This window comes from Sutcliffiella rhizosphaerae, from assembly GCF_917563925.1.
GTDB classification, from domain to species: Bacteria; Bacillota; Bacilli; order Bacillales; family Bacillaceae_I; genus Sutcliffiella_A; species Sutcliffiella_A rhizosphaerae.
The window spans coordinates 75,781-98,031 of the sequence record NZ_CAKJTJ010000008.1 but is presented as its reverse complement, the minus strand read 5'-3'; the positions used below and the strand labels follow the sequence as shown (position 1 = coordinate 98,031).

The window sequence follows — 22,251 nt, the reverse complement described above, 5'->3', positions numbered from 1 at the left end:
AAAGGTAAATATCGAATTTACTCTAGCAAATAATAGGTCACCTCTTGTTTCCTTTCGGACTTCGTGTTAGGATTCCAATATACAGTATTTTGTATTTTGGGATGATGGTGAATATTTTGAAAAATGATTATGGTTTGTATTCGAAGAGAGGGTTGATTTTACAGAAACTTGCGGAGAAGTTGCTTTTTGTGGAAGTAAATGAGCGAATTCCGAAAATAGAAGATCTTTCGATTGATCTGCAGGTAGGCCGTGGGACCATCCAAACTTCGCTTCAGAGATTAGTAGAGTTAAAGGCAATTTCGCTAGAATCGAGAGGGCATCTGGGAACCTATTTACGTTCTAAGAATCATCATGAATTGTTGAAAAGTGCTGGAATGAATCAAATAACGGCGGTGATGCCACTGCCTTATTCAAAAAAGTATGAGGGAATTGCGACTGGGCTGACCATTGCTTTTGAGGAACTTCACATTTTCTTTAATATCGCGTTCATGCGAGGTTCAAGTCTACGAATCCAAGCATTGCAGGATGGAAGATACGACTTAGCTTTAGTATCTAAGTATTCGGCAAATGAGCATATGCGTGAAGATAAAGATTTAGCTATCGGGCTTTCCTTCGGTGAACATTCTTACGTATCTGGTCATGCACTTATGTTTGCTGATGATACGCACACTACTATTGAAAATGGTATGAAAATAGGTGTCGATCCTTCCTCAACCGATCAAAGAACATTAATTGTTGCTGAAACAACAGGGAAAAACGTAGAACTGGTCGAGCTTAATTACATGCATCTTTTATCCAATCTTCATGCTGGGAAAATTGATGCAACGGTTTGGAACATGGATGAAAAAAGCAGTGGGGAGGTAAATAACCGACCATTAACGACTGCGAATGGTACTATGCTGGAGGGAGAAATGAGTGAAGCAGTTTGTTTAATGAGAAAGGACAACGAAAAGCTTGCATACATTCTCCAATTACTATCAGTAGAAGCGATTCTTTCTATCCAAAAGCAAGTGGAAGAAAATGAATTAATTCCAAGATATTAAGATTTGGTTGGTTATACACTTTCCGCTGTTGACTATGAGATTATTGTAAGCTCCTACATGGCCTTGTCCCATAGAAAGCGCGTGGTTAACCATTCAATCTTTTATATTGAAAATACAATTTTTTGTACATTGAAAAGGAAGGAGGTACGAAGAAGCTTATGTTAAAAGAAAGAGTGGAAATTTTATTGGAAACTGACACCATTACACCAAGAGCAACAGATATTTCACTTAAGACAGTGGATGCATTTGTGGAATCAGGGCAAGAGGAAATCTATCAGATGCTCATTACACATCTTGCTATGGCAATTACTCGAATGGATCGAAAGGATGAGATGTCTGCACCACCTGATTTTGTTATGCAAGAGGTGTTTCAATCTCCATATTTTCAAGAGGCAGTCAAACGGGTAGAGTGGATCGAGCAACAATTATCCGAACCATTTCCGAAAGAAGAGAAAGATTTTTTACACATGCATTTTGTAAGCGTTTTATCAAGTTGTTAGGAGGGTGAAACTGATGAGAATTGTAATTGGTGGTCAGGTAGAGAAAGGTGAGATTGAGAAGCTTGTGAAAGAGTATTCGAATGGGGAAGTAACTACGCAAGTTAAACCAGACCTTGAGGCAGCCATGATGTTGAAAAATGGACAGGCTGACTACTATTTAGGGGCTTGCCACACTGGGGGAGGGGGAGCTCTTGCTATGGCGATCGCATTGTTAGGTAAAAACAAATGTGCGACAGTGTCGATGCCAGGAAAGCCTCCCGTTCAAGTGAAAGTTCACGATGCAGTCGAGCAAGGTGCTATTGCATTCGGATTTACAGGAGATCATAAAGAAAAAGCGGTAGAACTTATTTTAGCAGAGCTACTTAAAAGATAACTTACGGTTAATAGCAACTTCTTTTAGAAAAGTAAATAACGAACGGGAAACGGGGGAGTTTTCATGGTGTTGGAAGCGGGGATTTTAATTCTACTTGGGGTAGTAGGGGCCATTATGGCGAATATGGGAATTGCTGTTTTTAATGATGGATTAAGGCCGGTTGTACCGGAGAATTTGGAAGGTCGCATGTCCCGTAAGGAATTATCTGTTACTGCATTTGCGATGAGTTTTGGTTTGGTAATTGGGTTTGGAATACCTATTTCAATCGCTGGGGGAATACTCCTCATCCATAGTATCTTGCTTGGAACGGATATTATTGGTCTATCGCTTAATAAAGGGAAGGTTTCCACTGCGTTAGCAGGTTTGATTGGAGGATTGTACGGAGCAGGGGTTTATTTTGGTTTGCAATTTGTTGTCTCCGGTTTCGAGAAGCTTCCGTTGAATTTTGTGGAAGGATTCAATCTTGTTGGTGCCCCTGTTGTTGTATCGTTCATGGTATTTCCAGCCATTGCGATTGCCTTACAGTTCGGGGTAAAAAAAGGAATCATTGCATTTCTTGTTGCTGCACTTGCCCGTCAAATTATAGTATTTCTGAATACAGAACAATTGATTACGATTGGTGGAACTCCGGTTGTCTTAAGTCCAGAGGGGATTGCCCTTGTAGTTGGTATGATTTTCTTAATGACCTATGCCATAAAAGAAAAGTCAGAAGATACCAGTCTTTCCACACTGGCAAGCCTGTTTGTTGATAGGGTTAATCGTATTAAAAAGCATGTTTGGATTCTTATGGTCAGTGGAGCACTAATTTCTGCAGCGGCCAATTATTTAATTGTAGCCGGGGATCCTATTTCTTTGAATCTATTATCAGAAGGAAAGGTCTCAGAGGGAGCCATTGCTTCTTTTGCAAAAGCGATTGGTTTTGTTCCTTTGATTGCAAGTACTGCCATTGCCACAGGGGTTTACGGTCCTGCAGGGTTTACATTTGTTTTCGGAGCAGGAATTTTGTCTCCTAATCCACTCGTTGCTGCAATAGCAGGTGCACTCATTATTTTTGCGGAAGTATGGCTGTTAACTTACTTGGCAAAGTTTCTTGATCGCTACCCAGGAGTACGTGCTTCTGGTGAGAATATTCGTACTGCCATGACACGGGTGTTGGAAGTAGCACTATTAATCGGTGGAGCCAACGCAGCTAACGCGATTGTACCTGGATTTGGTTTTTTTGCTATAGCTGGTATTTATCTATTGAATGAAGCTGCAGGGCGTCCAATTGTTCGTATGGCAGTAGGTCCACTTGGCGCGATTGCCGTTGGGATTATCGGAAACATCCTTGTGCTACTTGGATTATTTACACCACCTCAATAAAAGGAGTAGATCTTTTTGTATATCCAGACTATCTTAGGGCCGATTTCTCCTGAAAGCCTAGGGGTATGTGCGTGCCACGAACATTTAAGTATCGATCTTAGCAGGATTAAAGGTGACCTTGACACAGCGCTACAAGATGTTTCATTGGTGACAGAGGATCTTCGGAGTTTTAAGGAGTATGGGGGTAAGTCCATCATTGAAGTGACCAATTATGGGATGGGCAGAGATGTTTCTGCCCTTCTTCATATCAGTAAAAGCCTTAATTTGCACATCGTAGCAAGTACTGGCTGCTATAAGGATCCATTTATCCCAGAAGATAAATTCCATTTTACAAGGGATGATTTTTACAAGTGGATGGTTGATGAGATTACTAATGGATTAGATGGAACTAATGTGCTGCCTGGGGTGATTGGAGAAATAGGTAGTAGCTATAATACCTTTGAGCCTATTGAGACCGAGTTATTTTATGGAGCAATCGAAGCTGCCAAGGAAACGAAGCTGCCGCTATCCACCCATACGACCCTTGGAACGATGGCTATAGAACAAATCAATCTGTTTGTAAAAGAAGGTTTGTCACTGGATCAAGTCATCATTGGGCATCAGGATTTAAATCCGAATGATGCTATCGTATTGGACGTGCTATCCTCAGGTGCCTTTGTCGCTTTAGATACAATTGGAAAAGAAAACTACAGAAAGGATGCAGACCGACTCACTTCCTTGCTAGCCTTTCTTGAACATGGATATGAAGACCAACTGTTATTGTCTAGCGATTTAACACGTAACTCCCATATGCGTGTGAATGGAGGACAGGGATACGATGTCGTTTTACGTAGCTTTGTTCCGACATTACGGCATTTCGGGGTGACAGAAGAACAGATTCAAAAACTGCTGGTGACTAACCCGCAAAAAGCATTCAGCATAAGAAAAGAGGTTAACTCATATGCGATATGAAACTTCCATCCTTCCTAACATGACGATTAATGAGGCTCAAGCGCTTCAATTTCGTTTGATTGATGAGATTACAAGAGAGTTCCAAGATAATGATTTTTTTCAAACGGGAGATGTTGGGCTACACCCAGCATATAACCGGCCATTAATGACAGCCAGGGTCGAAAGAGTTATTGCCTCAACTTTTGACGCAGAGGCGTGTGCATTAGTAAGAGGGAGTGGAACAGGTGCGATTCGGGTTATTCTTAGTCAGTTGATGAGTCCAGGAGACCGCTGTATTATCCATAAAGCTCCGATTTACATGACTACGAAGGAAACGTTCCGAATGATGGGGATTCGGATAAATGTTATGGACTTTAATAATCTGGAATTGCTGCGTAACCAACTACTTACTGATAACGATTCCACAGTCTTCTATATTCAGCATGCGAGGCAGCAGCCGACCGATACTTATGATCTTAGCAAAGTATTTGATCTTGTAAAAGAAGTTCGACCGGACTTACCAATTGTTGTCGATGATAATTACTGTGCGATGAAAATGCCAAAAATCGGTGTACAGCTTGGTGCGGATTTTTCTACCTTTTCGGGCTTTAAATTACTTGGTCCACAGGGAATAGGCATATTGCTCGGTAAAAAAGAAGATATCGAGCAAATCCATCAACGAAACTATTCAGGTGGTGGACAGGTGCAGGGCTATGAAGCACATGAACTATTACGTAGTATCGTATTTGCTCCAGTCATGCTTGCCACCCAAAACGAACAGGTAGAAGCACTTAGGGACAGAATTGCTGCTAAAGAAGTACCTTTTGTAAAAGAAGTGTACATCACCAACTCTCAGTCAAAGAATGTCATTATCGAATTGGAACAACCAATTGCTCAGGAAGTCATCCATGAAGCCGCCAAGTTTGGTGCCGCAACCTATCCGGTCGGGGCAGAATCCCGCTTTGAATTGATCCCGATGATTTACCGTGTTTCCGGAAGTTTTCTTGAAAGCCAGCCTGAACTAAAGGAGTATGGTCTGCGCATCAATCCAATGAAGGCTTCCGCAAGCACTGTGATTAGAATCTTGAACCAAGTACTTGAAAAAGTGGCGAAGAGGTGATTTGCCATGTTTCTTAATATGACGATGAAGCGGAATCCCGAACTGATTAAGGCAGCTGTGAAACTTCATCAAAATGGTGATATTCCAGCTAATACGTATGTCTTGGATTTAGATCAAATAGAGCGAAATGTTGAAGAACTAGCACATACAGCGACAACTCATCATCTTCGTTTATATTACATGACCAAACAAATTGGTAGAAGCGGATTTATCGGTCAGGTTATTCAGCAGAGCGGAATTGAAAAAGCAGTCGCTGTTGATATAGATGAAGCATTTATTTTAAGAAAAGCAGGTTGTAAAATCGGCAACCTCGGTCATCTTGTTCAGCCATCCAAGTCTCAGTGGAAGGAAGCAATCACCAGACTCAATCCTGAAGTAGTTACGCTATTTTCTTATGAGAGAGCCGAACAATTATCTGCTGCTGCCATGGAACTTGGTAAGAAACAGCATGTCATTTTACGTGTCATTAGAAAAAGTGATTACCTTTATCCAGGTCAATTTGGTGGCTTTCGATTAGACAGTTTAGAGCAAGATTTGGACCTATTAAAGACATTTCCAGGAATAGAAGTGATAGGTATAACTAGCTTTCCAGTCTTTCAATTAAATGAAGCTAAGGATGCTATGTCATTCACATCCAACATAGAGACGATTCAGTACGCTAGGGTGATATTAGAAAATTCAGGGATAAACGTGCGGCACATAAATGCTCCAAGTGCTACAAGTTGCCACACCATCCCTTTATTAAAAGCAGTCGGGGTCACTCATGGAGAGCCTGGTCACGCGATAACTGGTACAACTCCTTTGCATGCTTATCAGGAACATCTTCCAGAAGTACCTAGCATGGTATACGTGTCTGAAATTTCACACGTTGATGATGAATATGCGTACACGATTGCAGGGGGCTTTTATTCAAGAGGAAATATGGAAGCAGCCCTTTACGGCTCTAAAGGGAGAGATGTGCTGGCACAAAAGGCGACGGTAGCGCTTTCCTCACCGGAAAATATTGATTACTATGGAGCCTTGCAAAAGAAAGGAAACATGGCAGTAGGAGATAGTGTTGTCTATGCCTTTAGAACACAGATTTTCGTAACAAGAGCCCATGTGGCGTTTGTTAGGGGCGTACAAACTTCTAATCCTGCCATTGTTTATTTTCAAAAAAGGGGGCTGTAAACGTTGAAAAGAGTAACCCTATTAGTCTTAGATGGCTTCGGCATTGGGGCAATGGAAGATTGCAAGGAAACAAAACCAGAAGATATAAAGGCTAATACGTATAAAAGTCTTTGTCGAGCTGTGGGCTTAAACATACCTACCCTTCATCTTCTGGGGCTTGAAAAAATAGCGGATGGTAAAGGAGAACCGATTGCTGCTTATGGCAAGAATAATCTAGCTCATTACGGTGCAGACACTTACATGGGACATCAGGAGCTAATGGGGAGTAAGCCTGGGAAGCCGCAAGAAAGATTGATGAAGGATATTGCTCCGCGTCTTAAGGGTGAGCTTGAAACGGCAGGGTATCGGGTAACGTTTCCGTTGGAAGGCATTCCAGTATTACAGGTGGAGGATTCCGTTATTATTGGTGATAATCTTGAATCCCAACTAGGTAATATTATTAATGTGGTGTGTGATTTGAACCGGATTAGCTTTAAAGAAGCAAGCAGGGTAGGCAAAATAGTAAGGAGACATGTAGATACAAGCAGGGTCATTGTGTTTGGAAATACAACGACTTCCACAGAATTAATTCTAGCTACTGTAAAGGAAAAGCACCCCGGGCAGTGGGGTGTAGATGCCCCTAAAGCCAATGTATACGGTGCTGGTTACCATGTCCTACACCTTGGCTATGGAGTAGATGCATCCAAACAGCTGGCAAACCTTGTGGAGAAAGAGGGGCTACCAGTCTTTCGAATTGGAAAAACTGCGGATGTCATTCAGGCAGAAGGGTATGCAAATGGTGTGGTGGAAACGGAAGATGTACTAAATATTTTGGAAGAAAAGCATCAATCTTTACAAGGTGATGGTTTATTTTTAGTGAACGTACAAGAAACAGACCTTGCTGGGCACAAGGAAGACAGTGACTGGTATAAGAAAGTGCTTGAGGAAGTAGACCTCTTTCTTGAGCGTTTCATTCCTACCCTTGGAGAAGAAGATTTGCTTTTTATCACAGCAGACCATGGCAATGATCCAACCATTGGCCACTCCACTCACACTAGAGAACAAACCCCAATCCTCCTAATTGGGAAACCGATCAAACCAATTAACATAGGCACTCGCTCCACTCTAGCAGACATCGCAGCCACTATTGCACATTATCTTCAAACCACACTACCCGAATATGGCACAAGCTTTCTGCATGAAGTGCTAATGGAGCAGGAAAAAGGTTTTCCTGCTTCTCACAAGAGTAGAAGGAGCCAAGTCGAATGATAGAAAAGGCTGTAACCGGAGAATGATAGATGGTTACAGCTTGTTTACATATTGTTATAAGGAATCTACCTTTTTGTGTGTTTTACTAGAGGTAGTTCTTCTTCAATATCCCCATGATGATGATATCATGCCACTTTCCGTTCCTATATAAGCTTTCTCGGATAACGCTTCTCTCTCAAACCCTAGCTTTGAATATATGTGTATAGCTTTTTCGTTGAAAGAGAAGACCCTTAAGGAAACACGATGGAGATTTAATTCTAGGAATGCATAATCAATTAATAGTTTAAGAGCTTCTGTTCCATACCCTTTTCCCCAATATTTCTTGTCTCCAATATCAATAATGCACTCTGCGTTTCTATTTTTCGTGTCGATATTAATTAGGGAGGTAACTCCGATTGGTACGCTGTTTTCTTTTACTTCCATTATGTAACTTTTAGAAGAATGACTATGAAGGATTACATTTTCCACAAATGTATCCGTTTCTTCTTTCGTGTAGTTATCCAATGATAGGCTAGTAGTTGCCATTGCCTCCAAATCATTTCTCCAGCAATGGTATAAATGAACATCATCTTTTTGCATCTTTCTTAATCGTAACGTGTTCGAGCTTAACAAGGTTCATCATCCTTTCTTGTGTCTGCTTTCTTATACGGATTAGTAGCGAAAAAGTTTTAGTGAAACTGATTTTCTTTATTCCTTGTTGAATGTTGGAGTTATTTGTTGAACGAAAAATATATCTTGTGTATGAGGAGCTATATTATATTTTTATTAACGGGTCAAGATGACTCGTTTTTTTGCTAGATTCGTAGATTTTTGGTGGGGGGTGTCATGAGTCTTAGCTGTTTATTTTAAAATGATGGGGGATAGGAAGTTGAAAAGTAGGAGATTTCGTAAGTATTTTAGTAGTTTGTTAGTTTTTGCTATGATTTTTTCTTTATTAATACCATCTGCAGGCTTTGCTGAGTCAGATAGTACTAAATCCCTGAAAGAACAATTAAGTGGCGATACGGAGATGAGGGAGTATATCGCCCAGCAGAAAGCGGCTATGTTCAATGGGCCGACGCTCCATGCTGATCTGAAAAATTTAAAAAGCAATAAAGAAATTTCGGTCATTGTTCAATTAGATGAACTGCCTGTAGCGATGGTAAAAGGAATTAATAAGCTACAAGGGAAATCTTTTTCTAAAGCTTCCGAGCAGGGAGTTAAAAACAAGGTTGCTGCACAGCAAAAGAAAGTAGAAAGAGAGTTAAGTAAATTAGGAATTAAAGCTAAGGTTGGCTTTACTTTTGACAGCGCCATTAACGGTATGGTGTTAACATTAAAAGAAAATGATGTAGACAAGCTATTAGCTATTGATGGTGTAGTATTGGTAGAACCTGATTTAGAAGTACAAGCCCTCTCTAATCCTCAATCTGGAAATAACGGAGATTACATTGAGAGTGTCAATCATCTTGATATTCCAGCTGTTTGGGACCTTGGATATGAGGGTGAAAATGTAAAAGTGGCAGTGCTTGATACAGGTATTGATTATGATCACCCAGATTTTGAAGGAGTGTATAAAGGTGGCTTCAACTTTGTTCCTCATACGGTTGGACCAACAGGCTATGCCCGTGATCGAGCATTCAATGACCCTTATGAGACATCACCTTTAGATAGACCAGGAAATAGAGCGGAGTTTAATGCAAATGGAAGCTCCTTCTACACATCCCATGGTACGCATGTTGCAGGAACAATTGCTGCACAAGGAAAAAATCCTCACGGTATGATTGGGATTGCGCCGAAAATAGAATTGTATGCCTATAGAGTACTAGGAGCTTATGGAAGTGGTGCGACTTCTGGGATTATTGCAGGGATTGATAAATCAGTAGAAGAAGGCATGGATATCATCAACCTTTCTCTTGGCGGGAGTTCAAACAGCCAAATAGCATCTGATGCCATCGCAATCAATAATGCTGCACTTGCTGGAGTAACTGCCGTAATTGCAACAGGTAATAGTGGTCCAAATCGAGGAACGATCGGTAACCCAGCTACAGCTGCATTTGGAATTGCAGTCGGAAATTCTACTGTAAAAGAAGACGTCATTACAGCTGTAGGTACGACAATAGTAGGTTCCAATACTGTAAATAGTTCGTTGAATTTAATGGGTTGGGAATATGGCGTTAAAGCAGAAGATACATTGTCTGGAGGAGCCAAAGACCTTGTCGCTATTGGCGGTTGGGGCGAGCCAAAGGATTATGAAGGAAAAGATGTGGAAGGGAAGATTGCTGTCGTATCTAGGGGAACAACCCCATTTGTGGACAAGATTTCCGCAGCGAAAGCAGCAGGAGCAATTGGCGTTATTATTTATAATAATGCAGCTGGCCATATTAATGTAGGGCTAGGGGACAGCTTTGAATTTATTCCTGCCTTTGATATGACTCGTGAAGCTGGAATTGCTCTTGTAAATGCGCTAAATGCAAATCAAGGCCAAGGGAAAGTAACGTTTGATAACTACACGTATGATAAAACATCTGGAGATGAGATGAATTCGTCGAGCTCTCGTGGCCCAGCAAATCCTGTATTTGACATAAAGCCAGATGTATCAGCACCTGGGACCAATATATTCTCCACTGTACCTGCCTATAAAAAAGACTTCCCTAACGCTAGTTTCGACAAAGCGTATGATCGTTCTACGGGAACAAGTATGGCAACACCGCATGTGGCTGCAATAGCTGCATTATTAAAATCACAGCACCCAGAATGGACTCCATTTGACATCAAAGTAGCACTTTCCAATACAGCAAAACAATTAGATCCAGCAAGATTTGATGTTTTCGCACAGGGACCAGGTAGAGTCCAGCCTTTACAAGCGGCGACGACAGAAGCCCTTGCTTATTCAAAAGATACGACTACCTACGGAAATGCCACACGTGAAAACGTAAAAGGTACGATTACATTCGGAAACGTTCCTACCGGAAATGCAACGACTATCACAAAAGATGTTGTAGTGAAAAATTTAACTGGAAATGTTAGCGATTATGAAGTTTCCGTTCAAGTAACGAAAGCGGCTACTGGAAGTTTCGCAGCAGCAACTGTCACTGTGGACCAAACTTCCTTTACTTTATCAGATGAAAAAACATTGAAAGTAACCTTAAATGTACCAGCAGGTTCTGGGACTACTGGTAATGAATTATTAGGCTATGTGCACCTAACAAATGGTAAAACCAAGCTTCTTCTTCCATTTGCAGCAAACTTCGCTCCGCCAGCTGGTTTGAAGAGCTTCAGTGTGGATCATTTAGATGTGTCCCCAAATGGAGATGGAAAACTCGATAGCACGACGGTTCGTTATGAGTTTTGGAACAGACAAGCCACTACCTACATTGAACTTTGGGATGCAGCAAATCCTGAAGGTGGCATGTATGGAGATGGATACATTGGATACCTAGTTGCACAAAGCGCTACAACTGTCGGTCCAAAAACCTATAATTTTAATGGAATGTACACGCCATGGGGAGGAATTGGCCAACAAAAAGTTCCAGATGGAGTTTATACAATAGACATAACGACTGCCCAGGCATTCAGTTGGACAGGTCCATTCTATGTAAAAACAACCGCTCCAACGATTGTTACGGAAGACATATATACAGCAAATGGAGCTGATTATAAGCTATCTGGATCCATCCAAGATTCTTATATCAACTTCAAATCAACGGTCGAGGAAGTTTTTGGTGAAGACTATGATATCAATAGCAAGCTGACGGTTCAATATGAACTAGTTAATAGCTCAGGTGAAACAGTTGGTTCATTCCCGGTAAACCTTGCACAAGATGGGACATTTGAAACAGAGATATCCGGACTAACACTTGGTGATAATACAGTTAAATTGACTGTAGTCGACGCAGCACAAAACAGTGCTGAAAGAGCTTTTGTTATTACTAGAGTAGATTCTGAGGCGCCAATTACTGACATATCTGTCGAAGGGCAACAAGGGCAGAATGGTTGGTTTACATCTGATGTTACGGTTACTCTTTCTGCAACAGATGCAGATTCTTCTGTAGCACTCACAGAATATCGTATCGATGAAGGGGCATGGAACACATACTCCAACCCATTCAAACTTGATAAGGAAGGTATTCAAAGAATAGAATATCGTAGCACAGACGTAGCAGGAAATGTGGAAACAGCTAAAGCGTACGAAGTGAAAATAGATAAAACCGCACCAAAACTTGTTGTTACTGTGGACAAGCCTAGACTTTTCCCACCAAATAACAAATTAGAAACAATTAAAGCGACGATTGTTTCCTCAGATTCACACTCAGGAATTCAATCTGTCGTCCTTGATTCCATTACCGTCAATGAATCCTCATCCCCAACAGATATTCAAGGGGCAGAATACGGCACACACGACACCGAATTCCAAGTTCGTGCAACTCGTAACGGTAACGGTAATGGAAGAACCTACACCATTCTCTACCTTGCAACTGACCATGCGGGCCACACGACGAAAGCCGAAGCAACCGTCATCGTCCCACACGACAACGGTAAGAAAAACAACTAATAAGTAAAGTTGGAAAAACCTTGCAGATAGATTTTGCAAGGTTTTTTGCTGTGGAACGGGAAGTAAAAAGAAACATTTAGTGAAATCTATATCCACAAAGTATTTTTTAAACAAACGTTTGATCAATAGGTATATTAGGTATTAACGGGACAGTGATTTAAAGTTATCAACATTTTTTTGGGAGTATATTAAAATAGTTTTTGATTGTATATGTTATTTAAAAAGATGGGTAGAAAACCGTTAAGAATAACTGGCAATTATTGTAATAATGAAGCTTTTTTGTTGGTCATCATTTGATTCTTCATGAAAGGCATTTTTTATTGGATCCTACTTTATTTATGTCATCATCGCCATGATGAAGACCATTTCAGGAGGGTTGCCCCCGAAAAGAAGTCATCATAACCCAAAAAGGATTTCCCCGCATTCATGTCTACCATTCATATGAATCCCAATCCACACATGTTTAACCACCCAAGTGATATCACAATATATTCAAGTGTCCTTGAGACACCATCCCCTTTCACGCTAAATCCTTTTATCTAACCTGCATCACTAATTCTTAGGATTAGGTAATATTTCTCTATTGAGAGTTTTAGTGTGGGTTTGTGGACGGTATGATAGAGTGTGGCGAAATTTGTGGAATGCTGTCGACTCATCGATAAGTCCCTCGTGTTGGTCGATATCTCCTTAGTTTCCATCGATAAAGAATCCGTCTTCGTCGATAAATTTAGTTTCCCGTCGATATATCACAAAAGTTAGGAGTCAAGCTTCTGAAAATATGATAAACCCCCGCCTCAAACTAAAAAAACCCCCCTGATGATGTTTCCACACCATTAAGTGAGTTATTCTACCTTCAATATTAATAAGATTGGTGTTAAAAACACAATGTTTCAACTGAATCTGCTCAACAAATTTTCCAATCCATCCAAAACTTGCACGTTGCATTGTACGGTATTTGGTCTCGTATAATAGAGTATATAGGCATATAGTAATAGTAAGGAGATGGGAAAGGAGGTAAGGCTTCGTGTTAGATCAACGTAGTTCCTCTTTATTGTCCTTTTTGGTACATGCAGAATCATTTGTTTCTGCTAAAGAGCTGACAGAAAGATTTAAAATATCTAGAAGAACAATCTACTATGATATTGACAAAATTAATGCATGGTTGAAGGAAAATCAACTTGGTCCTGTACAACATGTCCGGGGGACTGGATTTATTTTGTCGGAAGATACAAAAGCGCAAGTCCCAAACAAAATGGAATATGTTAAGGAATGGCAATATGGTTATTCATTGAATGAGAGAAAGGCGCTGCTTGCTCTCTATCTATTGTGCCGCAACGTTCCTCTTTATGTAGAAGATTTAATGCAGCGGTTGAAGGTAAGTAGAAATACAATAATTGATGACTTGAAAGCTCTTAGAGTGAGGCTCTCAAACTATCATTTGAAAATTGTATTTGAGCGTAAGGCAGGCTATACCATCAAAGGGAATGAAGAGAATAAACGGAAAGCGATTGTCTATTACCTATCTACCATCCTACCAAACGAAGGCTGGCAGACACTTCTGGCTAAGCTGCCAAATACGAATCTCTTTCATTTGGAAGAGTTAGGTGCAATCCAGCAGATGGTCAAAGAGATTGAACGAGATCTTCGTATCCAATTTACGGATGATTTCCAACAACATTTGATATTTCGACTGATCCTGTTCGGAAAAAGATTAACACAAGGTAAGAACATCGTCATTGATGAAGTGGAAAAAGAAATACTACGACAGACAAATGAGTTCCATGCAGCCGTAAAGCTTAGTAACAGGCTGTCAAGGTTATATCAGATGCAATTTCCACAAGATGAAATATATTATTTGACTAGGCATCTGCTTAGCGCAAGAGTTCAATTTAAAGATGTTGACCTTGTTGACAAAGAAGATAATCAGACAAAAGAGCTTTCTATTCTCGTATCGAAAATGGTTACAGACTTTCAGAGGTATGCATGCATTTATATAAAAGATAGGCAACAGTTAGAGAAGAATTTACTGCTTCATGTAAAACCATCCTTTTATCGAATCAAATACGGGCTGGAAGTGGAAAGTGACATTGCAGCACTTTTGAATACGAAATATCCAGATGTTTTTTTGCTCACCAAGAAAGTAATAAATCACTTAGAATCTGCTGTCGGAAAACCGGCAAATGATAATGAGGTCGCGTTAATTGCTATGCATTTCGGAGGATGGATGAAGAGGACTGGAGCTGCTTTAACGGGGAGGAACAAAATCCTCATTGTCTGTACAAACGGAGTAGGGACGTCCAAACTTTTGGAAAGTCAATTAGAAGGACTTTTGCCGACTGTCGATATTGTTGGAAGCGTCTCCATGAAAGAGTACGAAGAGAATCATTATAATGCAGATTTCATCATCTCAACGATTCCGCTCCAAAGTGAAGATACTCCTGTTTTTGTCGTTAGTGCCATTTTGACGGAAGCGGAAAAGAAACGTCTAATAAGAAACATCCATTCACATAGTGAAGAGGAAAATAGCTACTCTGTAGATGCCATCCTTTCCATAGTCGATAAGCATGCCAACATAATAAATAGAAAGTCCTTGGAAAAAGAGATACGGGAATACTTGGCCAAAGAAATACGTTCTATAGGGTTACAGGAAGTAGTTCAGCCGGAGTTAAAAAGTCTGCTGACAACAGATACTGTGAAGTTATTGGATAGGACAGATAATTGGGAAACGGCTATTCAAGCAGCTGCTGAACCGCTATTGATGAACCAATCAATCACAGAAGAATATGTTCAAACGATGATAACAAACATTAAACAGCTTGGTCCTTACGTGGTGGTTTCACCATTGGTAGCAATTCCGCACGCGAAACCGGAAAATGGTGTAAAGAAGTTGGGGATGAGCCTATTACGTCTGAAACACCAGGTGCCTTTCAAAGGTATTGGACCATACCAAATACAGCTAATCATTGTCCTTGCAGCTGCTGATGGAGAAAGTCATTTAAAAGCATTATCCCAACTAACAGCACTTCTTTCAGATGAGGATTATAAACAAAAGATTATCGAAGCGGATAAGGTCGAAACAATAATAAGCCTAATTGAAGAAAAAACAGCCCATGTTTAAACAGGAAAAAAGGAGTAGAAGGAAATGAAATTTTTGGAAGAGAGACTTGTGGCATTGGATGTAGTAGCTACCACTCCAGAGGAAACAATCCGTAAAGCAGGTGAGCTACTTGTCCAGCAAGGTGCAGTAGAGGAAAGTTATATTGATGCGATGTTACTATCCTATGAAGAGAACGGTCCATATTTTGTGCTTGCACCTCAGATAGCTTTACCACATGCAAGACCAGAGGATGGGGTAAAAGAAGCATCTGTCTCCCTTGTCAGATTAAAAAAACCGCTCAACTTTGGTAGTGAAAGGAATGACCCGGTAAAATTCGTGTTTGCCTTAGGAGCTTCCTCCAGTGAGGAGCATCTGGAAATCCTTCAAAAACTCACGGTCCTGTTAAATGATCAACACAATCTAGAAAAGCTGGAATCAGCGGAAGATTATCAACAAATCAAAGCACTATTTAATTAGGTTAATTACGCTTTTAATTTTCTCACTTATGAAAAATAATAGATCAGTTATGGAGGGAACAGCATGAAAATTTTATGTGTATGCGGACTTGGACAAGGAACAAGCCTTATTTTAAGAATGAATGTGGAAACAACATTGAGAGAGCTTGGAATACAAGCTGATGTAGAACACACAGATGTGTCAAGTGCATCAAGCGAAACACCTGACTTTATCATCACTAGCAATGAGCTGGCACAATCATTGGAAGGTCATTCCTCCAAAGTAATTATCGTCAACAATTACTTCGATATGAATGAAATCAAAGCTGCATTGGAATCCAATCTTTAATCATTTGCTGTAACAACTGGCAATTTGCCAATTTATTATACAGGGGGAGAATGGGATGGAAGCAATTCAATGGATGGCAACAAATATTTTTGGAGTACCTGCTATACTTCTTGGACTAATTGTTTTATTAGGGTTACTTTTACAAAAAAAATCTGCCAGTCAAACAGTGAGTGGCACATTTAAAGCAATGATTGGCTTTCTTATCATCAATGCAGGAGCTGGGGTCATTGTTGGCGCCTTGACCGTATTTGAACCGATGTGGAAGGAGGTATTTGGATTAGAAGCAAGCTCATTTGGCAACTTCATCGGCCAGGAAAGCTTTGGTGCTAAATATGGTTCTGCTGTAACGTTGGCCATGTTCCTAGGTTTCCTAATCAACGTCCTGCTGGCCCGCTTCACGAGATTCAAATATATCTATCTGACAGGTCATATGATGTTCTGGACGACAATGATATTTGCTGGAATCATCATCGATGCTGTTGGGGACGTTTCCTTTTGGAAACTGACAGTCTTCCTCGCTATTTTTATGGGACTATATTGGACGTTGCAACCAGCGCTAGTTCAACCTTTTATGAGAAAAGTAACTGGTAATGACAACATTGCGCTAGGTCACACCTCAGCAGTCGTAGCGATTTTAGCTGCACTGGCAGGAAAAGCGTTTGGTAATAAAGAGAATGATTCCGAAAAGATCAAGCTTCCAAAAGGGTTGGAATTTCTGAGGGATTCAAATGTGATCACTGCTTTAACGATGGGACTTCTCTTCTTTGTTGGTGCCCTCATCCTGTTGACAAAAGGGACACCAGGAGCACAGGAGCTAATTGCAAGCTCAGGTGATCAAGACTTTATCGTTTATTCCATCATCCAGTCTCTTACGTTTGCTGGGGGAATAGCCATCGTATTGCTTGGAGTAAAAATGTTTATTGGCGAAATTGTTCCAGCCTTCAATGGAATTGCAACTAAGCTTGTACCTGGAGCGAAGCCTGCACTAGATTGTCCAGTTGTCTTCACATTTGCACCAAATGCCGTAATCCTTGGGTTCCTTGGAGCGTTTGCTGGTGCGTTAATATGGCTAATTGTTATTGGAAATACAGTTGCTTATGTATTCGTTCCAACCATGATCGTGCTATTCTTCCACGGTGCAACAGCAGGAGTTTTCGGTAATGCAACAGGTGGGGTGAGAGGCGCATTAATGGGTGGATTTATCACTGCTACGATTGTAGCATGGGGTCAATTCCTCACAGTGAAATTCTTTCTGTCCTCCACGATCCCAGACACGGCTATGTGGGCGGCGGATTCCGATATGTTCGTCCTTGGCCCAATCATCAAGCTTTTAGCTCAATTACTAGGCTAATACAATGTACAAAATACTACTTTTTCACGCTGCTTGAGGTACGAACCCATTGGAGAAGCGCAGTTACCTAGTAACGTAACAAGCATAAGGCCGTAAGTAACGATGGATATGAGCGTTTGTCAACTATCTGACCGGCATGTGAATGGTGCATGCCGGTATCTTTTTACTAGGAGGAGACAGCATGAGCTTTATTCGAACCTTTCATGGTGATATTAAACCAGATAATCTCGGCTTCACCTATTCCCACGAACATATCATGTGCCGACCGGATTACTGGGTCCAGCGAGGGGAAGATGATCTTTTATTAGATGATAAAGAAAAATCCCGCAGAGATGTGGAAGACTTTGTGTCACATGGTGGAAAGACCATCGTGGATGCAACAGCCATTGATTATGGACGCGATGTACAGGCGGTTAAGGAAATAGCAGACGAGACAGGAGTCCAGATTATTGGTACAGCTGGATTTAATAAAAGCTTTTTATGGAATGCAAGAATTAAAGAAGAATTAAAGCCAATCATCGGTGAATTTACTACTTATGCTGAGTGGATCGAGGCAACCTCCATTAATGAGCTTGCCGAATTTGTCATCAAAGAAGTAGAAGAGGGACTTGAAGGGACTCCCTTTAAAGCTGGTCAAGTAAAGTTTGGGACAGGCTACAACCGGATTACACCTCTAGAGGAAAAAACATTGCGGGCTGTTGCACGAGCACATTTGGAGACAAAAGCACCCCTGCACTCCCATACGGAAGCAGGAACGATGGGGCTAGAGCAGCTAGAGCTTTTGAGAAGTGAAAATATTGATCTTTCCTATTTGAGTCTTGGACATATGGACCGAAACCCTGACCCTTATTACCACGAACAACTTGCAAGAACAGGGGCATATCTTTCTTTTGATGGCATTGGAAAAATAAAATATGCACCAGAAAGCACAAGAATAGCCTGCATCCTAAAACTGGTTGAGAAAGGGTTTGAAAACCAGATTCTTATCAGCGGTGATACAGCTAGAAAAACTTATTATAAGCATTATGATTATGGCTTGGGTCTGGAATATATTATCGCCAAATGGGTCCCTCGCTTTATTGATGATGCAAATAGGCAGGGGTATGACGGAGAGGGACTAATTCATAAATTCTTTGTAGAAAACCCGGCTAACTGCTTCACTTTTAAACAATAAAGGGGATGAAAAAATGCACTTTCAAAACGAAAATTCTTTTGAAGTGGAAAAGAAAATTGCTATCTCCCCCATTGCTATTTTGCCAATTGGAGCAGTGGAGGCCCACGGTCCACATCTACCGTTAGGAACAGATAATATATTGGCTGAAAGACTTGCAGAAAAAGTGGCGGCGAGGACCAATGCCTTTGTCTTGCCAACCCTTCCATTTGGACAAATATGGAGCTTGAAGAATTTTCCTGGTAGCATCAACGTAAGCAATGAATCGCTTATTTCTTTTTTAATAGATATTGGCACAAGCTTATATGAACAAGGGTTTAAGATATTTGTGATGCTCAATGGGCACTTAGGAAATGCGGTGGCATTGAAAGAAGCGGCAAGAAAGCTCTACCAGCTGCACCATGACTTCAAAATTTTATATCTGTTTTACCCTGGGACAAGCAAAATAGTAAGTGAGGTAAGAGAGAGTGAGAGTGTACATGGCTCCTACTTTCATGCTTGTGAAATTGAAACGTCCTATATGCTTTATCTTGCAGAAGATTATGTAGACATGAAAAAGGCAATTACCGACATGCCGAATATACCTTTAAGTGCTGACGTAATGCCAACTCCATGGGAAGAATTCACAACCTCAGCGGTACTGGGAGATGCTAAGCTTGCCTCCAAGGAAAAAGGGGAAAAAATAATCTCCATAGCGATTGAAAATATGGTAACCCTGATAGAAGGTGCTATAAATGCCACTCGAACATCTAATTAAACTGCAAGAGGTTGTTTATGTCCCTCATTTTCGGCTATAAGGAACAAAGCCAGCTGTATTCAAATCACAAGGAGGTAGAACTATGCTCCATCAATATTTTGAAAAAGCAAAAGAAATAATTGATCTTGTTGAAAAAGTAGAAGCGGAAAACCTAAAAGTCGCAGCTGAAAAAGTAGCTCATGCCATCCAACAGGGTGGAATCATTCAATTATTTGGCTGTGGACACTCGCATATTCTTACTGAAGAAGTTTTCTACAGAGCAGGCGGCTTAGTGCCTATCAAACCAATTTTCATTGAGCCTCTCATGCTGCATGAAGGAGCTGTCCGATCATCCCAATTGGAAAGACAAAACGACTATGTCCAGCCATTTCTAGAAGACTATCCTATTCATAAAAACGACATTGTATTTGTCATCTCCACTTCAGGGAGAAATCCTGTACCAGTAGATGTGGCAAATACAGCTAGAGATAAAGGAGCTTTTGTTATCGGAATAACCTCTTTGGAGTACTCCCAAAGCCAGCCTTCCCGCCATAAAACCGGGAAGTATCTCTATAACTCGGTCGACTTAGTCATCAACAACCATTCAGTAACAGGAGATGCCATTCTGCAACACGAAAAAGTACCAGTCTCATTCGGCCCGACCTCGACCGTGGTGGGAGCTGTCATCCTAAACGCCATTTTCGCTGAAGCAATCAAGATCATGGCGGAAAACAACACACAACCACCAGTCTTCCTAAGCGGCAACATTGAAGGAGCTGACAGTCATAACCAAACACTTATCGATCAATACAAGGACAAAATCGAGCTGCTTCGGTAGGAGCTTGTCCTTTATGAGTGCAAAAGCCAAGAATGACGCATACCCGCATTCTTGGCTTTTGTGCTTTGTATTAAGTTTAAAAGGCTGCGCTCATCAACAAACGCGCCTTTTCTGCATTCTATCCTCTACATCATCTATGTTGATCTAACAGAATAGTATTACCATCAGGGTCTTCCATTATAAAACTTGCGGGCCCTTCGCTTGTTTCATCTGCTTCTGTCAACATTTTAACACCATTTGCTTTAAGTTGCTTTTGAATTTCACGGATATCGGTGAATGAATCGATATTTTCGGCATTTTGATTCCAGCCTGGATTGAAAGTCAGCATGTTCTTCTCAAACATTCCTTGAAACAGACCAATGACAGTACTTTCATTCTTCATAATGAGCCAATTTTGGATAATGTCCCCGCCAAAGACCTGAAATCCTAAACCTTCGTAAAATGATTTCGACTTATTAATGTCTTTTACACTTAAACTTATAGAGAAAGCGCCTAATTTCATATATCCTCCTCAAAAATAAATGATTTTTTAAAATTTTCAATAATTAAAGTATACACCTAAAAAGAAGTTGGGACAAAAGTATTCTGGTCAAAGGAAATTCAGAATGTGTTTGTATGTGCCAACTTTTCTAGTTGTATGTACTATGCCTTAAATTAATAATCCCTCTAATTACCTTCTCCATTTTTTCTGCCATACACATGAATCCTAAATCTGTTGGGTGAACGCCGTCAACGGTTCCTTCGTTTGTATATTTCCCGAGTATATTGGTGCCGTCGAAAAAGGTGATATGCTGGTCTCCTGCAGCTTGAAGCTGATGAACTAAATTTTTCTGAAATACCAATCGCTTTAAACGTTCTTCCTCCCAATCTGGGTTTGCAAACTCCCGCGCATAAGGGAACTTGGAAACGACCACAATTGGTACGTTCGGATGCTTCTCTCTGTAAATCCGTATAAACTTAGGTAAAGTAGCCATATAAAGCTCGGTACTTTCACAATTTGGTTCATAATCTAGCACAAGGCATGCTGGATTCTCTATCGTGGCAATCACATTTGCTAGACTAGCCTCCCCTTTCCCATTTCCAGAAAAGCCTAGATTTATAAACTCCATATTTATGTTTCTACTAATTATATTGGTATAGGACATTCCGGGTCTGGAAGCACAGCCACCTTGCAAAATGGAAGTTCCGTACAGGATGATTTTCTTTTTACTTTCGTATGGTGGTGGTGCGAAAATGTTTGCGTGTTCATTTAATCCAATGAACACTTCCTCTACACCTTGATAAAGTGGAAAATTCAAAGTTATTTCCAACACATCCTTTTCCTTTCTTTCCAAAAGAGGTAGTTCGTAAGCTTGGAGGGTGTGGTCGTATTTTGTAACATTGATAAAATGTTTTTTTCCTACTGGACCTAAATAACAGTCAAAACCACATTGACCAGATGCTGGCATATGGCTCATATCTGCTTTTGCACGGAGTTTAACTTTAATTGCCACTACAGTCGAATCTGTTTGAAAGCGAATTTGTCCTCCTGATGTGTGGTTTGCTAGCATATCTACAGCTGGGGGGATTTTCCATTCTGGTGATTTGGGTAGCCGTCTGAAGGTTTTCTCTTGATCAAACCATGCGAAACCGTTTATTTCAAAAGGGGTATTTATTGGGTTATGCCATACAATGCGATTGCCATTCATTTCAGAAACTTTCATGTCAGGGTCAAGCTGGGAAACTTGTTCCTTATCATTTGTCATCTTCTCTCTCACTCCTTTAAATTAGTAATTCCTTCGAACTAGTTTACTGAATTTTTAGAATATTAACTTTACAAAAGGACAACTATTTTATATTATGGAGTCATCTTTCAGAAATGTACAGAAAAAAGGAAGATTCCTCCACAAAAAAGTACTAATATACCTTCAATCTATGCCAGATGTCCTCATCGCAGATTCCATTTTACTCAATAATGACAGCGTTTACATTAGA

At 40.6% G+C, this 22,251-nt stretch carries 18 protein-coding genes and 1 pseudogene; 16 read left to right on the top strand and 3 right to left on the bottom strand.

Annotated elements, in window-relative coordinates:
- Window positions 1-107: 107 nt before the first annotated feature.
- The 8 genes from yhfZ (at window position 108) to LRP81_RS09660 (ending at window position 7,746) form a co-directional block, all read left to right on the top strand.
- On the top strand, window positions 108-1,043 hold the full coding sequence (gene yhfZ, locus LRP81_RS09695; RefSeq protein WP_230501075.1) for a GntR family transcriptional regulator YhfZ: 936 nt from the start codon (window positions 108-110) through the stop codon (window positions 1,041-1,043).
- Between the two features lie 158 nt (window positions 1,044-1,201).
- Window positions 1,202-1,543 (top strand): PRD domain-containing protein, encoded by a 342-nt coding sequence (locus LRP81_RS09690; protein ID WP_230501074.1) that lies wholly within the window; start codon window positions 1,202-1,204, stop codon window positions 1,541-1,543.
- A 13-nt stretch (window positions 1,544-1,556) separates the two neighbouring features.
- Window positions 1,557-1,916: a DUF2620 domain-containing protein gene (locus tag LRP81_RS09685; RefSeq protein ID WP_230501073.1), complete on the top strand. Its 360-nt coding sequence runs from the start codon at window positions 1,557-1,559 to the stop codon at window positions 1,914-1,916.
- 63 nt (window positions 1,917-1,979) lie between these two features.
- Window positions 1,980-3,278 carry a YhfT family protein gene (locus tag LRP81_RS09680; protein WP_230501072.1) on the top strand — a complete coding sequence of 433 codons (1,299 nt, stop codon included), beginning with the start codon at window positions 1,980-1,982 and terminating at the stop codon, window positions 3,276-3,278.
- A gap of 15 nt (window positions 3,279-3,293) precedes the next feature.
- Window positions 3,294-4,229, top strand: coding sequence for a phosphotriesterase family protein (locus LRP81_RS09675; protein ID WP_230501071.1), 936 nt, complete (start codon window positions 3,294-3,296; stop codon window positions 4,227-4,229).
- Window positions 4,219-5,328, top strand: coding sequence for an aminotransferase class V-fold PLP-dependent enzyme (locus LRP81_RS09670; RefSeq protein ID WP_230501070.1), 1,110 nt, complete (start codon window positions 4,219-4,221; stop codon window positions 5,326-5,328). Before LRP81_RS09675 ends, LRP81_RS09670 begins: the two co-directional genes overlap by 11 nt.
- Window positions 5,329-5,334: 6 nt before the next feature.
- Window positions 5,335-6,498 (top strand): YhfX family PLP-dependent enzyme, encoded by a 1,164-nt coding sequence (locus LRP81_RS09665; protein WP_230501069.1) that lies wholly within the window; start codon window positions 5,335-5,337, stop codon window positions 6,496-6,498.
- Window positions 6,499-6,501: 3 nt separating this feature from the next.
- A complete protein-coding gene (locus LRP81_RS09660) occupies window positions 6,502-7,746 on the top strand; it encodes a phosphopentomutase (protein WP_230501068.1) in 1,245 nt (414 codons plus the stop codon).
- Between the two features lie 85 nt (window positions 7,747-7,831).
- Here LRP81_RS09660 and LRP81_RS09655 read toward each other — a convergent pair.
- A pseudogene (locus LRP81_RS09655) lies at window positions 7,832-8,325 on the bottom strand (GNAT family N-acetyltransferase).
- 289 nt (window positions 8,326-8,614) lie between these two features.
- Between LRP81_RS09655 and LRP81_RS09650 the strand changes: the two are divergent.
- The 8 genes from LRP81_RS09650 to LRP81_RS09615 all read left to right on the top strand — a co-directional run bounded on the left by LRP81_RS09650 (window position 8,615) and on the right by LRP81_RS09615 (window position 20,277).
- Window positions 8,615-12,280, top strand: coding sequence for a S8 family serine peptidase (locus LRP81_RS09650; RefSeq protein WP_317987057.1), 3,666 nt, complete (start codon window positions 8,615-8,617; stop codon window positions 12,278-12,280).
- A gap of 1,024 nt (window positions 12,281-13,304) precedes the next feature.
- Window positions 13,305-15,398 carry a BglG family transcription antiterminator gene (locus LRP81_RS09645; protein ID WP_230501067.1) on the top strand — a complete coding sequence of 698 codons (2,094 nt, stop codon included), beginning with the start codon at window positions 13,305-13,307 and terminating at the stop codon, window positions 15,396-15,398.
- A 24-nt stretch (window positions 15,399-15,422) separates the two neighbouring features.
- On the top strand, window positions 15,423-15,854 hold the full coding sequence (locus tag LRP81_RS09640; RefSeq protein WP_230501066.1) for a PTS sugar transporter subunit IIA: 432 nt from the start codon (window positions 15,423-15,425) through the stop codon (window positions 15,852-15,854).
- Window positions 15,855-15,917: 63 nt separating this feature from the next.
- Window positions 15,918-16,181: a PTS sugar transporter subunit IIB gene (locus LRP81_RS09635; RefSeq protein WP_230501065.1), complete on the top strand. Its 264-nt coding sequence runs from the start codon at window positions 15,918-15,920 to the stop codon at window positions 16,179-16,181.
- A 55-nt stretch (window positions 16,182-16,236) separates the two neighbouring features.
- Window positions 16,237-17,532: a PTS ascorbate transporter subunit IIC gene (locus LRP81_RS09630; RefSeq protein ID WP_230501064.1), complete on the top strand. Its 1,296-nt coding sequence runs from the start codon at window positions 16,237-16,239 to the stop codon at window positions 17,530-17,532.
- Window positions 17,533-17,713: 181 nt separating this feature from the next.
- Complete coding sequence (locus LRP81_RS09625) at window positions 17,714-18,706, top strand: phosphotriesterase family protein (RefSeq protein ID WP_230501063.1); 993 nt, start codon at window positions 17,714-17,716, stop codon at window positions 18,704-18,706.
- Window positions 18,707-18,719: 13 nt separating this feature from the next.
- Window positions 18,720-19,460, top strand: coding sequence for a creatininase family protein (locus LRP81_RS09620; RefSeq protein ID WP_230501062.1), 741 nt, complete (start codon window positions 18,720-18,722; stop codon window positions 19,458-19,460).
- 82 nt (window positions 19,461-19,542) lie between these two features.
- Window positions 19,543-20,277 (top strand): SIS domain-containing protein, encoded by a 735-nt coding sequence (locus tag LRP81_RS09615; protein ID WP_230501061.1) that lies wholly within the window; start codon window positions 19,543-19,545, stop codon window positions 20,275-20,277.
- A 130-nt stretch (window positions 20,278-20,407) separates the two neighbouring features.
- On the opposite strand, the gene LRP81_RS09610 is transcribed toward LRP81_RS09615, so the two are convergent.
- Both LRP81_RS09610 and LRP81_RS09605 read right to left on the bottom strand, forming a co-directional pair.
- On the bottom strand, window positions 20,408-20,779 hold the full coding sequence (locus LRP81_RS09610) for a VOC family protein (RefSeq protein ID WP_230501060.1): 372 nt from the start codon (window positions 20,777-20,779) through the stop codon (window positions 20,408-20,410).
- Window positions 20,780-20,906: 127 nt separating this feature from the next.
- Entirely contained in the window at window positions 20,907-22,022 is a 1,116-nt protein-coding gene (locus tag LRP81_RS09605; RefSeq protein ID WP_230501059.1) for an SGNH/GDSL hydrolase family protein, read from the bottom strand.
- Window positions 22,023-22,251: the final 229 nt, after the last annotated feature.

What these genes read in the sequence shown, in the direction of transcription:
- LRP81_RS09630 (WP_230501064.1), top strand. Translation starts at nt 16,237, where the DNA reads ATGGAAGCAATTCAATGGATGGCAACAAATATTTTTGGAGTACCTGCT.
- LRP81_RS09665 (WP_230501069.1), top strand. Translation starts at nt 5,335, where the DNA reads ATGTTTCTTAATATGACGATGAAGCGGAATCCCGAACTGATTAAGGCA.
- LRP81_RS09635 (WP_230501065.1), top strand. Translation starts at nt 15,918, where the DNA reads ATGAAAATTTTATGTGTATGCGGACTTGGACAAGGAACAAGCCTTATT.
- LRP81_RS09690 (WP_230501074.1), top strand. Translation starts at nt 1,202, where the DNA reads ATGTTAAAAGAAAGAGTGGAAATTTTATTGGAAACTGACACCATTACA.
- LRP81_RS09615 (WP_230501061.1), top strand. Translation starts at nt 19,543, where the DNA reads ATGCTCCATCAATATTTTGAAAAAGCAAAAGAAATAATTGATCTTGTT.
- LRP81_RS09620 (WP_230501062.1), top strand. Translation starts at nt 18,720, where the DNA reads ATGCACTTTCAAAACGAAAATTCTTTTGAAGTGGAAAAGAAAATTGCT.
- LRP81_RS09605 (WP_230501059.1), bottom strand. Translation starts at nt 22,022, where the DNA reads ATGACAAATGATAAGGAACAAGTTTCCCAGCTTGACCCTGACATGAAA.
- LRP81_RS09670 (WP_230501070.1), top strand. Translation starts at nt 4,219, where the DNA reads ATGCGATATGAAACTTCCATCCTTCCTAACATGACGATTAATGAGGCT.
- LRP81_RS09610 (WP_230501060.1), bottom strand. Translation starts at nt 20,779, where the DNA reads ATGAAATTAGGCGCTTTCTCTATAAGTTTAAGTGTAAAAGACATTAAT.
- LRP81_RS09640 (WP_230501066.1), top strand. Translation starts at nt 15,423, where the DNA reads ATGAAATTTTTGGAAGAGAGACTTGTGGCATTGGATGTAGTAGCTACC.
- LRP81_RS09625 (WP_230501063.1), top strand. Translation starts at nt 17,714, where the DNA reads ATGAGCTTTATTCGAACCTTTCATGGTGATATTAAACCAGATAATCTC.
- LRP81_RS09685 (WP_230501073.1), top strand. Translation starts at nt 1,557, where the DNA reads ATGAGAATTGTAATTGGTGGTCAGGTAGAGAAAGGTGAGATTGAGAAG.
- LRP81_RS09680 (WP_230501072.1), top strand. Translation starts at nt 1,980, where the DNA reads ATGGTGTTGGAAGCGGGGATTTTAATTCTACTTGGGGTAGTAGGGGCC.